This window comes from Streptomyces sp. CT34 (genome assembly GCF_000805335.1).
Lineage (GTDB): Bacteria > Actinomycetota > Actinomycetes > Streptomycetales > Streptomycetaceae > Streptomyces.
The window spans coordinates 5,171,983-5,184,830 of record NZ_KN708638.1; the positions used below are offsets into that span (position 1 = coordinate 5,171,983).

General features: G+C 69.7%; 6 protein-coding genes and 1 pseudogene. 3 read left to right on the plus strand and 4 right to left on the minus strand.

Features of this window, described 5'->3' with window-relative positions; genetic code table 11:
* Window positions 1-11: 11 nt before the first annotated feature.
* Window positions 12-3,290, minus strand: coding sequence for a tetratricopeptide repeat protein (locus tag RZ84_RS22705; protein ID WP_043265834.1), 3,279 nt, complete (start codon window positions 3,288-3,290; stop codon window positions 12-14).
* A gap of 261 nt (window positions 3,291-3,551) precedes the next feature.
* On the opposite strand from RZ84_RS22705, the pseudogene RZ84_RS36940 reads away from it, so the two are divergent.
* Window positions 3,552-3,704, plus strand: a pseudogene (locus tag RZ84_RS36940) (DUF255 domain-containing protein); the annotation flags it as partial.
* 456 nt (window positions 3,705-4,160) lie between these two features.
* Here the strand turns inward: RZ84_RS36940 and RZ84_RS22710 are convergent.
* The 3 genes from RZ84_RS22710 to RZ84_RS22720 all read right to left on the minus strand — a co-directional run bounded on the left by RZ84_RS22710 (window position 4,161) and on the right by RZ84_RS22720 (window position 8,180).
* A complete protein-coding gene (locus RZ84_RS22710; RefSeq protein WP_043265835.1) occupies window positions 4,161-5,285 on the minus strand; it encodes an MFS transporter in 1,125 nt (374 codons plus the stop codon).
* 113 nt (window positions 5,286-5,398) lie between these two features.
* The gene (locus RZ84_RS35160) at window positions 5,399-6,562 is read right to left on the minus strand and encodes an ATP-grasp domain-containing protein (RefSeq protein WP_052230103.1); all 1,164 of its coding nucleotides are present in this window, start codon (window positions 6,560-6,562) and stop codon (window positions 5,399-5,401) included.
* Window positions 6,563-6,641: 79 nt separating this feature from the next.
* A complete protein-coding gene (locus RZ84_RS22720; protein WP_078894099.1) occupies window positions 6,642-8,180 on the minus strand; it encodes an FAD/NAD(P)-binding protein in 1,539 nt (512 codons plus the stop codon).
* A gap of 508 nt (window positions 8,181-8,688) precedes the next feature.
* Here RZ84_RS22720 and RZ84_RS22725 point away from each other — a divergent pair.
* A complete protein-coding gene (locus RZ84_RS22725) occupies window positions 8,689-9,777 on the plus strand; it encodes a DUF5937 family protein (RefSeq protein ID WP_043265837.1) in 1,089 nt (362 codons plus the stop codon).
* A gap of 651 nt (window positions 9,778-10,428) precedes the next feature.
* Window positions 10,429-12,504, plus strand: a complete 2,076-nt coding sequence (locus tag RZ84_RS22730) for a thioredoxin domain-containing protein (RefSeq protein ID WP_043265838.1) — start codon at window positions 10,429-10,431, stop codon at window positions 12,502-12,504.
* The last annotated feature ends 344 nt before the right edge of the window (window positions 12,505-12,848 follow it).

Sequence of the window (12,848 nt, forward strand, 5' to 3'; positions counted from 1 at the left end):
GGCCGATGACGTCAGTCCACGGTGGTCGGCGCGACCGGCACCCCCATGATTTCCCGGGCGTGGCGGTTCGGCACCATGCCGAGCCGCCACGCCTGCCATCCCGTCTCCGGCTCCACACCGCGCTCCAGCAGCAGCGCGAAGGTCTGCGCGCAGTCCTCCAGCTTGGAGTCCCGGCCGTCGTGCGCCTCCCGGATCAGCTGGGCCAGCTCCTCCTGTGCCACCGCCACGCCCACCACCGAACCGCCCGGTGAGGCGAACGGCAGCAGGGTGCACCGCAGGAAGCGCGCCCAGTCCTCGCCGCGCTTGTCGCCGTATCCGGCGAAGATCTGCGCGGCCTCGTCCGCCAGCTCCAGCGCCTGGGCCGTGCGGCCGTTGCCGGCGTCGATGATCACCAGCTCCAGCAGGGACCACCCCTCGCCGTGCGCCACCCCGATCCGCTGGAAGTCCTTGCGGGCGTCCTGGAGCAGCTGCCGGGCGAAGCCGCTGTTGCGCAGCGAGCCGGTCTGCTCGGCCCGCAGGTCCCGGGTGACCCGGCCCGCGTGGTGCCGGGCGCAGGCGAGACCGTACGCGTCCTGCATCCGGCTGAACATGTTCCGCGAGCGCTCCAGCTGCCGCAGCGCGGCGTCGTGCTCGCCGCGCTCCTCCAGCGCCTGGCCGAGGTAGTACATCGTCCAGGCCTCACCGCGCGCGTCCTCGTGCTGGTGGTGCAGCGGCAGCGCCTGGCGCAGCTGGTCCACCGCGGGGCCCGGGTCGCCGTCCACCAGGCGGGCCCGCGCCAGCTGGGTCATCGCCCAGGCCGTGCCGCGGTCGTCGTGGGTACGGCCGTAGAGCTCCATCGCCGACTGGAGCGCCGCCTCGGCGCGGGGGACGTCGCCCATCCGGAGATACACCTGGCCGCGCTGGAAGTGCGCCCACGCCTGGCCGTGGATGCTCTCGCTCTCCTCATGGAGCTCCAGCGACTCCCGCAGCATGGCGAGCGCCTCGGGGATCCGCGCCCGGTCCCGCTCCACCGCCGCCAGGGCGTGCAGCGTCCAGGCCCGGTCGCCGTGCATGTCGGGGCCGGCCTGGAGGTCCAGCGCCTCGCGCAGTTTGGCCGCGGCCTCGGTGAGGTTGCCCTGGTGCTGGAGCGTGATGCCCAGGTCGCGCAGCGCACGGGCGGCGCCCACCGGGTGCTGCGCCTCGAAGTAGAGGTCGACCACCGACGACAGGGTCGTCCGGGCCCGGTCCAGCTCGCCCAGCTGCCGGGCGGCGACACCGGTGCGCCACTGCACCGAGCGCACCAGCAGACCCTGGCCGACCGCCCGGGTCAGCTCGCTCAGCTCGCCCAGCCGGTAGAGGTCGCCGCGCAGCAGGCAGTAGTCGCACAGCGCGCCCAGCAGATGCGAGACGGTCGCCTGGTCGACGTCCTGATCGGCGTGCCGCAGCGCGGCCGTGATGAAGCTGGTCTCGTCGTCCAGCCACTGCAACGCCGCGTCCAGGGACGTGAAGCCGTGCGAACCGAAGCGGTCGGCGCGGGTGGACGTGTTGCCGTCGACCAGCCGGATCACCGAGTCGGCCAGCTCGGCATAGCCGCGGATCAGCCGTTCCTGGGCCGCGCTGCGCTCGGCCGGCTCCTCCTCGGCCATCAGCCGGGCGTGCGCGAAGCCGTGCACCAGCGCGTGCAGGCGGTAGCGCTCGCCGCGGACGTGCTCGATCAGCCCGGCCCCGACCAGCGCCGTCAGCCGCTGCTCCGCCTCCGCGTTCGGGGCGCCCAGCAGCGCCGCCGCGGCGGCCACGCCCAGGCTCGCCCGGCCCACCAGGGCTAGCCGGCGCAGCAACTGCCGGGCCGGCGGCGCCTGGTCGGCATAGCGCAGCGCCAGGGCCCGCTCCACCGGCCCCCCGTCCTGGGCGGCCAGGTCCGCGGCCAGCGAGGCGGGCGAGCGGGTCTCCAGCGAGGAGCCCGCCACCCGCAGCGCCAGCGGCAGGCCCGCACACAGCTCGGCGATCCGGTCGATCGCCTGCGAGTCGTACGGGGCCGTCTCGCCCGGCGGCTCGTCCCCGGAGGCGGCGGCCGACCGCAGCAGCTCCTCGGTGCCCGCCGCGTCCAGCGCGCCCACCGGCAGCTGGTGCACCCACGCCTCCAGGTCCGCCGGCAGCTCCAGCGGCTCCCGGGAGGTGACCAGCACCAGGCTGTCGGAGCGGTCCGGCACCAGGGCGCGCACCTGCTCGGCGTCCGAGGCGTCGTCCAGCAGCACCGTCACCGGCAGGCCGGTCAGATGCTGGTGGTAGATCTCGGTCAGCCGTTTGACGTGCTGTTCCTGGGACGGGCGCTCGCGGAACAGCAGCTGCTCGCGGGGGGCGCCGAGACGGTTGAGCAGATGCATCAGGGCGTCCCGGGTCGGCAGCGGCACCTCGCCGGGGGTGTCACCGCGCAGATCCACCACGCACGCGCCGCGGAACTGATCGCGCAGCTGATGCGCGGCCCGCACCGCGAGCGCCGTCCGCCCGGCGCCCGGCTCGCCGTGCAGCACCACCACGATCGGCTTGGTCTCGGTGCTCGCGCGGCCCGCGTGCACCCACTGCGCGATCTGCGTCAGCTCGGCCCGCCGCCCGGCGAACGTACCGTCCGGGTGCGGAAGTTGGGCGAACGACTGCTCCAGCACGGACCGCTGGCGGGCCGCCGCGCTGCGGTCCGCGCCGCGCAGCTGAGGTCCCCGGGCGGACTTCGCGGCGACGGACTTGGACTTCGAGCCGCTGCCCCTCGTCGCCGCCGTCAGCATCCGCTGCTGGTCGAGGAACGGCCGGATGCCGCGCACCTCCAGGGCCGTCAGCCACTGCAGCCGCAACTGCTCCGGGCCGCCCGGCTGGCCGCGCAGACCGGCCTGCCGGTGGGCCGCCGGGAAGTGACCCGCGGTCAGCTTCAGGACCGTCGCCACCGCGCCGGCCACCAGGACGGCCGAGCCGGCGGCGAGCGCCGGACCACCGCCCGTGCCGTACAGCAGGTCCGTACCGAACGCGGCCACCGCGGCCACCAGCGTCGTCACCGTCGGGGTGCTCAGCTCCTTGCGCGACAGCCGCCCGGAGAGCGGCTGCTGACCGGCCGCCGCCTCGTCCAGCGCGCGTACGTACGCGGTGTACTCCTCGGCCGCGGAGGCCGCCAGATCGTCCAGCGCCGCGCGCGCCCGGCTGAGCAGCGCGGCCCCGTCGAGCCGGCCGCCCGAGCGGCGCACCTCCTCCTCAACGGCCCGCGCCAGCAGGTCTTCCGCTTCCTTCCGGTGGCTGTCACGCAGCACGGCCAGTGAGCCCGGCATGCCCGTCCCCCTCCAGCAGTCTCCAGTGTTTCCGGCAGTTCCAGCAGGTCCAGCAGTTTTGTCCAGCAGTTTCACGGCAGTTCCAGCAGTCCGAGGCGGTCCCCGGCGCCCCGGGGAGGCGCCGTCGCGTCCCCGCGGTCCGCGCCGGCGGTGATCAACCGGCGTAGTCACAGTCTTCCGTCTCCGCGCCGATTCCGGCAGGGCTGTGGATAACTCCCTCCGCTCCCGGCACCCGCAGCCCCATTGGGAGAGGATGGCCTCATGCCGAACCGCCTGGCTCATGAGACTTCCCCATATCTGCTCCAGCACGCCGACAACCCGGTCGACTGGTGGCCGTGGTCCGCCGACGCGTTCGAGGAGGCCCGGCGGCGCGGTGTGCCGGTGCTGCTGAGCGTCGGCTACAGCTCTTGCCACTGTGCCAGTAGATGAATACAACTCGGGTGGCTGTGACCGGGGTTGCTTCCAAGGAGTGTCACAGTGGACGCGTAGATGCGTAGGTGAGCGGTGACATAGACACTGGGGCGCCGACCAGCTGGCCGTCTCACCCGAGTGGGCTCCCGAGCGCTACGTCAACATCCACTCGTGCCTGGAGGACGGCTCTCACGCTGCCGAAGCCGACCAGTGATGGCAGCATCGCGAGACCGCGAAGCGTCTCGGGCGGGAGCGGTGCCGCGCGCACGGCCGACGGGCTACACCCGCGGTACCACTTTGGGCGGGGGGAGGCTTGCGACCACCGCCCAGCTCGCTGCCGAAGCCGGAGGAACCTGGCGCCACCAGGCACCCGGTGACCACACACGGCGATCAGGGACCGTCACTCGTCGAGGAATATGCGTCAGCCGATCACGCGAGGTCGTCAGTTCTGCCCTCTTTCTACCCCTCTTCCCTACGAGTTGCAGCCAGCACGGCGACCACCAGTCCGCACAGGATGGTGGCTGTTGCGGTGACGAACATGGCCGAGTATCCAGCGGTATTGGCAACGTAGCCAAGGGCAAAGTTACCGACGCTGATGCCGATGTTCATGAATGCGCCGTACGTAGCCACGGCTTGGCCCTTGCGTTGGGCATCCACTGATCGCATGACCAGCAGGCCCAGTGCCGGGTAGACCTGCGACATGCCCGCACCGACCAGGACGCCCCCCACGACCGCAGACAGCAGGGAGTCGGAGGTTCCGATCAGGAAGATCCCAACTGCCTCGGCCAGGAAGATGGCGATGAGTCCCTGAGGAGAGGTGAAATTCCAAGGGGACCGTGCACCCGCCACCCTTATGACGACCATCGTGGCCGCGTAGGCGGTCACGACAAGAGCGCCGTCGGCCACGCCGTGGTGTGCAAGTGCCACCGCAGAGAAGCTGATAACGGCGGCGTATCCGAAAGCAGCCATCGTCAACGAGACGCCAGGGAGCACCGCAGCGCGCGTAGCCGACGTGCGAGGCCCACTCCGGTGCTCCTCGGTCCGGTCTTCCTGTGGCTGCCGGTGGTCGGGAACGGTGAACAGGAGGAGCAGCGACAGGAGAGGAAAGATGCCTGCCGCCAGGCCGACGACGGTGGGCCTGGTGGCTTCGGCCATCGCCTCGCCGATCGGTGCGCCGACGGCCAGAACCAGATAGTTCACTGTTCCGACCAAGCCCAGGGCCCATCCCTGTTTGGAGGGCGGAACCAGTGACACCATCCAGATGGTGGCCGCAGCCAGGACACCTCCCAAGCCGATTCCCAGAATCAGCCGGCACGTGATCAGGATCGCGACATTGGGGGCGGCGAGGTAGCCGAGGGTGGCAAGGGCGACGACGAGCGCGCCACCGGCCACGATCGGACGGGCTCCGATGCGGATCAGCAGCGCTCCAAAGACCGGGCGTGCCAGGACAGCAGTGATGGCATACGAACCCATGACCCAGCCGACGTCGCTCGTGCTGCCGTGCAGTTGGGAGGTGACTTGTATGGGCAGGGTCGGGATGGTCAGCGCGACTGCCAGGTAGACCAGGCCTACAGTGCTGATCACGACGCCCAGATGACGTCGGAAGGCCCGAGGGGGTGGCTGGTCTCCGGGGGCCGGGGCTGGTTCGGCTTCTGTGGTCGGGGCTGTGCTTGCCTCGGGGCGCTCCGGCTCCTTCGTCACATCGCCACCACGTCGAAGACCTTGCCTTCGTCCTCCAGAACGTGGAGCTGGTCCAGGGAGTCGCGCAGGACCTCCTCGCTCTCGTGGGCGAAGTAGCAGATGCCGTTCTCAGCGGTCGTCAGCAGGGGATCGGTGACGACGTGCCCGGGGACGGGCAGCTTCCGGAAGGCCAGGAAGCCTGGAAGCCTTCGTATGGCCGACACCCCGGGCAGCGCCCGGACACGCCCCCGCTGGTGCACGCGCAGCTGAGCCTGCGCGAAGAAACGCCTCGGCGCGTAGCGGGAGTCGATCCGCCGGAAGAAGCCCGGCTCATCGGTGTAGCGCTCGGCGAGCACGGTCGCCTGGCTGTAGCCCAGGGCGGGCACGAAGACGTCCGAGGGCATCGATGGCCCCATGAGCCGGGAATTGACCTCCACCAGCCGAGGACCGTCTTCCGTCCGCATCACTTCGGTATGCGCGGCACCGTTGCGGAAGCCGAGAGCGTCCAGGCACTGCATGGTGTACTTGCCGGCTGCTTCTTCGAAGTCCCCCAGGTCGCGGCGCAGTAGGAGGTGCCTGCACACGGGGGAGCCGTTCAGTTCGTCGATGCGCTTTTCGTAGACGTCCGTGACGACGTGGGCGCCGTTGCTGCTCACGGTGTTGACGACGTACAGGGTCCCGTCGAGGTACTGCTGAACCACCACGCCCTCGTTGAGCACGCTCAGACGATTGACCGTGCCGTTCAGGCTCTCGAAGGCGGCCAGCGCGTCGTCGAGGGTCGATACGATCTTCACTCCCTCGCTGCCGGAGCTTGCCCCGGGTTTGAGCACGACCGGGAACGCGTCCGTCCACTGCTGAAGGGTGTCGGCCAGTTCCTCGCGGGTATGGACCAGTGCCGTTTCGGCGCCGGGCAGCCCGTGGTCGAGTACGGCACGGGCCATCAGGTACTTGTCCCGCCGAGCCGCGGCTGAGCGCACATCGTTATGCGCGACTCCGAGACCTGCGGCGATCTCATTGGCCAGGAGGACTCCTGCTTCGCTGCCCGGAACGACGGCGGTGACCCCGGCCGGCCGCAGACGATCGAGCGTGTCGGCCACAGTGGTGTGGGCGATCACCTCTTCCGCCCCGGACGATGCGGGAGCGGTGACCGCCTGCGGGTCGTACAGGCTGATCCAGGGCACTCCTTGCTCACCGAGATATTCAGTGAATGACTCGCCGCTGCGACCGGTGTTCACTACGACTATCAAGGCACTCCTGCTTTCAACGAGTATGTGTGGAAAGCGCGGCTTCCGGCCCTCGGGCCATAGCCGCGGCAGGGATGGGCGGCGTGGAGTGGGCAGGCTCGAGGATGGCTGCACTGACAACCTCTGCCTGACGGTGAATAGCCCGTACGGAGTTGGTCACCAGATGGGTTCCGACGGTGAGTTGCCCCAGCGCGAACAGCCGCGGATCACTCCCAGCCGCATCGGTGAAAACCCTGCCGCTGGACCGCTCTATGCGTATTCCGCCGAATTCATGTCGTTCAACAAGGCCGTCATTGAGTAATTGGTCGATGAGCGGGGATGCGAGATCGCTGAAGTCGTGCGGTGAAGCATTGATGGAGTTCACCACCGCCGAGAAACGCGTTACCCCCGCGGGCGTTTCCATCGAATATTTTCCGTCCGCTTCGAGACTGACGCTCTCGACGCCGGACGCCACTCTTATCAGCCCTTTTTCCTGGGCGTCGAGCAGTTTACGAGCAGTCTCCGGCGGGATCGGGTTCATGAAGGCGGTATAGGCGCTGCGGTACCTGCGCAGAAAAATATCCTTTTCCGCATTCGTGATTTCACCCCAGACCTTTTCGATCACTGGGTGAAGCGTGGCAGAGGCCACCTCTCGCCACATATACCCGGCGTCGACCTCGCGTAGATGACGCGCCATCCGGTCGAGTGCGTTTTCGGCGGACGAGAACTCTTCGGCGATGTGCGGGCCGTGCAGGCCGCGCGACCGCAGCTCTTCCGCTACGAAGCCCCAGACATCAGCCAGGCTCTGCATACGGCCGCTGCCGGCCAACTCGGCGAACCGCTGCGTCGTGCTCCGGACCGGAGTGGTGAACACACGCGGATTGCGAACGCCGGGGAGCAGTCCGTTGCGGGAGGCGAGAGTGATCGGTGCCTGGCGAGGGCGCCGCAGCAGAGCCAGGGCGACGTCCACGGCGGTGAGGCCGGTTCCGAGGACAAGCGTGGGTGCCCCGCTCGGTACAGCTGCGACCAGGTCTTTGAGCGGATACGGGTCTTCGACGTACGTCTGGCCGGCGGGCAGGCCGTAGACATTGGCGGGTTTACCGGTTCCCAGGCACAGTGCGGCACGATCGTGCTCGAAGTGCTGCCCGCCGACCGTACGCAGCGTGACACCGTCCGGTGTCGTGTGCGCGGATGTCACGGGCTGATGGACGACTCGCACGACCACTCCGGCCTGGGCGGCCCGGTGTTGAGTACGGATGTAGCAGTGCCGCAAGTACCTGCCGTACACCCACCGTGGAACGAATCCGTGCGCGGTTGTGGGTGCGTCAGCCGCGGACAGACGGTTTTTGGAAATCCAGTCCAGAAAATCCCCTGAAGAATCTCCGTCGACAGACATCCCCGCACTCTGCAGATTAACCAGAGCTGTTCCCAGATCTGCTCGGTACGCCCGGCCTGGACCCACCTCAGGACTGGGTTCGTAAATGCATATCTCTGTCAGAGAACCCTCGGCCCTGCGGACCAACAGATCCGCGAGGACGACTGCTGCCGCCCCTCCCCCGATGAGGGCAACACGCATGGATATCACCTTCCTGATTCGCCACTGCAATCCATGCAGCGACCATTCCCCCGGTCAACGGCCGCAAAGGCGAGCCGCTCGATGAGCTTCATACATGTCCACGTCTCGCGCGACAATGGAAGCCCTTTATCAATCCCCGCCGGAACGACTCCAGGAGCCTGTATGACGGCAGGCGAAGGGGTGTCAACGAGCGAGTAATCGGACACTAGCACAGGAGCATCAGCCGAGATCAACACGGAATCGGTCGGCAGAGTCGACTTAACGTTCGCTTGATGTGTGCTTCATCAACCTTTCGCCTCGGTCGTGGCGCGAGTCACACCGTAGAGTTTTGTTTCGCCTTCAATGGAAAGGTCCGTCGCTATTTCTTTGCGGGCGGGCCGTGGAATCGCGCGGCGGGCGGTATGCGCCACGCCGCACTGCCGCAGTATCCGCATTTGTCTGGTTTGGGAGTTGGCAATATTCGTCAATCGAAAGGACGGCCTACGCGGCTCTTTGGGATCATGGGGAGATGAGTGTGGTCATCGATGTCAGCGCGGCGGATTCGGCACAACACCGATTCGGGCCGTCGCCCCTGGGGGAGCTGGGGGCGATGCTGCACGCACTCGCCGCGCCCGCCCATCACCGCCGACTGCGGGAGTGGACCGAGGCGACCAGCGCCCGGCTGCCGGCCTTGCTGGCCGAGCACCTGGCCGAGGCGGACTTTCTCTGGCAGGTCATCCGCGCCGCCTTCCTGATTCCGCACACACTCTGCGAGTCCCTGGAAGAGGACTTGGACGCGGTCGATCGCATCGACGACGAACGGTTCGTCGCAGCAGCCCTGTACACGACGTGCGGCACCGCACCTCCACGCCCGGCGACCTCCCCGCTGACCGATCCGACTGCCCGCGAGCACGCCCGCGCCCTGGCTCGCACGCGTGGCCCGAATCAAGCCGCGTTCGCCGACTGGCTGCTCGCCGACCCGCCTGCGGTGCGCATCTGGCTCCGTCAGCTGCTGCAGGACTGCGCCGGGGCGTTCTTCCACGATGCCTGGCAACGCGTCCTGCCCCAATTGCGCGCCGACGCACGGCACAAAGCGGACCTGGCCGAGCGCCGTGGCCTGGGCGCCGCCCTCGCCGCGATGTCACCGGCCATCAGCCTGGATGCGACAGGACAGCGGATCGTCGTCGACAAGCTTCAGGACGTGACCACCGCCGTCGCTCCCGGGCTCGGCGTGACGTTCTCCCCCACGGCCTTCGGTCGGCCGCATGTGATCGTCGTGCACTCTCCAGGCTGGCACCCCGTCATCCAATACCCGACCCAAGACCCGGCGGCAGTGCCGGAACCGACATCACTGGAACTGGTCCGGAAGCGGATGGAAGCGCTGGCCCACCCGGTACGGATGCGCCTGGCCCGTACCTTGGCCCGCGGACCGCACACCACCAAGGAACTCGCCGCGGCCTGGCAACTCACCACTCCGGAAGTCTCCAGGCACCTCGCCACATTGAAGAAGTGCGGGCTCCTGGTTACCCAGCGTCAGGGGCGTTACGTCCAGCACCGCTTCGACCTTGACGCAAGCGCCCGGCTGAGCACGGACTTCCTCGAAGCGCTCCTGCGCTGACCGCCTGGACGCGATGGCTCTCACTGGTCGCGAGCGCCCGCGGGGACGACGAACCTGCGGCCAGTCCGTGGACTGCGCTCCCGGAGCAGGTGACAGAGGAACTCGGGGCAGGTGCCTCCAACGTGATTCGCTGCTCCCGCAACTTTCAGGGGGGCAAGAGGGGGTACCGGAGGGGCGCCGCCCCGTGGTGCAGCGCAAAGAACGCACGCCCTTGTACGTTCACCGCCGCTGGTGTTGTCGAGCCTGCCAGCGCGGGCGAGGCCCTGTGGGCCGCGTGCGGGGTGCCCCATGGATGAGCCTCCACCACGTCTGCGACAGCCCCTTCATCGATGACGCCGACAAGATCCGCACCGGCCACGGAAGCGGAGAGCGCCGGCTCGCAGCGCCTGGAGATGACTGTCGTATTCGGTCGGAACGACCATCACCGATGCCATCCACCAGGCCGGTTTGAAGGTGCCAACCACGGGGGTGTCCGGGGCGTTGTCCGGACCGGCGAAGCCGAGTTCGCGGCGAGTTCGGCCGTTGGCGAGGCAGGGGGAATCGGATGATCCTCGGCCGCCACGTGATGGCGCATGACAGGAGAACGGGCGCGTGAGGGGTGGCGCCCCGAGCTTCGCCGCCGGGGTCCTGTGGTGTGAGAGGCTGGCTTGCATGAACCGGTTGGGTGGCGCGACCTCGCCTTATCTGCTCCAGCACGCCGAGAATCCGGTCGATTGGTGGCCCTGGGGGCCGGACGCCTTCGCAGAAGCGCGTCGCCGCAATGTCCCGGTTCTGTTGTCGGTCGGTTACTCAGCGTGCCACTGGTGCCACGTCATGGCCCACGAAAGTTTCGAGGACCCGGAAACCGCCGCGCTGCTCAACGAGCACTTCGTGTCCGTCAAGGTCGACCGCGAGGAGCGCCCGGACGTCGACGCCGTCTACATGGAAGCCGTCCAGGCCGCCACCGGCCAGGGCGGCTGGCCGATGACCGTCTTCCTGACCCCGGATGCCGAGCCGTTCTACTTCGGTACGTATTTCCCGCCCAGCCCCCGCCACGGCATGCCGTCCTTCGGGCAGGTCCTGGAGGGCGTTCGCCGCGCCTGGGCCGACCGCCGCGACGAGGTCGGCGAGGTCGCCGGGCGGATCGTCGCCGACCTGGCCGGCCGCTCGCTGTCCGAGTCGCTGCCCGCCGCGGACCGCCGCCCGCCGCGCCCCGAGGAGCTGCACGCCGCCCTGATGGGCCTGACCCGCGAATTCGACGCGGTGCACGGCGGGTTCGGCACGGCGCCCAAGTTCCCGCCGTCCATGGTGCTGGAGTTCCTGCTCCGCCACCACGCCCGGACGGGCTCCGCCGGGGCGCTGGAAATGGTGCAGGCCAGCTGTGCGGCGATGGCCCGCGGCGGGATCTACGACCAGCTCGGCGGCGGTTTCGCGCGCTATGCGGTCGACCGGGAATGGGTCGTTCCGCATTTCGAGAAGATGCTCTACGACAACGCCCTGCTGTGCCGGGCCTACGCCCACCTCTGGCGGGCCACCGCCCGCGACGGAGCCGCTGGTGGACTCAGCGACCTGGCCCGCCGGGTCGCCCTGGAGACCGCCGACTTCATGGTCCGCGAACTCCGCACCGACCAGGGCGGCTTCGCCTCGGCGCTGGATGCGGACAGCGACGACGGCACGGGCAGCGGCCGGCACGCCGAGGGCGCGTACTACGTATGGACGCCCGAGCAGCTGCGCTCCGTGCTGGGCGAGAAGGACGCGGAGTTCGCCGCCGGCTACTTCGGCGTCACGGACGAGGGCACCTTCGAGGCGGGCGCCTCCGTCCTCCAGCTCCCGGACGTCGGCGGCCCGGTGGACGCCGAGCGGGTGGCCTCCGTCAAGGAGCGGCTGCGTGCGGCGCGCGCGGAACGGCCGCGCCCCGGGCGGGACGACAAGGTCGTCGCCTCCTGGAACGGGCTCGCCGTCGCCGCCCTCGCCGAGACCGGCGCCTACTTCGACCGGCCCGACCTGATCCAGGCCGCCACCGACGCCGCCGACCTGCTGGTCCGCGTCCACATGGACTGGCAGGCGCGGCTCCACCGCACCTCCCGGGACGGCACCGCCGGCGCCAACACCGGTGTCCTGGACGACTACGCGAACGTGGCCGAGGGCTTCCTCACCCTGGCCTCGGTCACCGGCGAGGGCGTCTGGGTGGACTTCGCCGGCTTCCTCCTGGACACCGTCCTCGTCCAGTTCACCGCCGAGGACGGCGCGCTCTACGACACCGCCGCGGACGCCGAGACGCTGATCCGGCGCCCCCAGGACCCGACCGACAACGCCACCCCCTCCGGGTGGACCGCGGCGGCCGGTGCCCTGCTCTCCTACGGGGCGCTGACCGGCAGCGCCCTCCACCGGGACGCCGCGGAGCGCGCCCTGGGGATCGTCACCACCCTGGGCGGCCGGGCACCGCGCTTCATCGGCTGGGGGCTCGCGGTCGCCGAGGCCGCGCTGGACGGGCCGCGCGAGGTCGCCGTGGTCGGCCCGCCGGACGATCCGACCACCCGCGCGCTGCACCGCGCCGCGCTGCTCGGCACCGCCCCCGGCACGGTCGTCGCGCTGGGCACCCCCGGGGCGGACGACGCCGCGGAGGTGCCGCTGCTGATGGCGCGCCCCCTGGTCGACGGCAAACCGGCCGCCTACGTATGCCGCAACTTCACCTGTGAGCGGCCGACCACGGACCCGGCCGAGCTGGCGGAGCGGCTGCGGAGGTGAGGCGGCGGGGCCGCCGGACCCGTATGGCGGCTCCCGCGGCCCCGCCCCAAGTCCTGGGACCAGCGACCGGATGGCCCCTGACGCGCGCGTCAGGTTCCAGCCCTGGTTCATGACGAACACGCACCGCGAAGTCCGCCTGGCCGCCCGCCTGTTGGGGGCGGGCGGCGACGATCTTCCCGAGACCGTGCAGGTGCCGGCTCCCGAACCCGGGACCGGCCGGGTGCCTGTACGCAATGCTCACGCAGGCGTTGCCGCCGTGATGCGCACCCTGGTGATGCCGCTCCGCCTCCGAAAGAGGGGGCTTCCGAGCAGGCCCCGCGGGCGCTGCGCGAGCCGACGGACGG

What these genes read in the sequence shown, in the direction of transcription:
- RZ84_RS22705 (WP_043265834.1), bottom strand. Translation starts at nt 3,290, where the DNA reads ATGCCGGGCTCACTGGCCGTGCTGCGTGACAGCCACCGGAAGGAAGCG.
- RZ84_RS22720 (WP_078894099.1), bottom strand. Translation starts at nt 8,180, where the DNA reads ATGCGTGTTGCCCTCATCGGGGGAGGGGCGGCAGCAGTCGTCCTCGCG.
- RZ84_RS22725 (WP_043265837.1), top strand. Translation starts at nt 8,689, where the DNA reads ATGAGTGTGGTCATCGATGTCAGCGCGGCGGATTCGGCACAACACCGA.
- RZ84_RS22730 (WP_043265838.1), top strand. Translation starts at nt 10,429, where the DNA reads ATGAACCGGTTGGGTGGCGCGACCTCGCCTTATCTGCTCCAGCACGCC.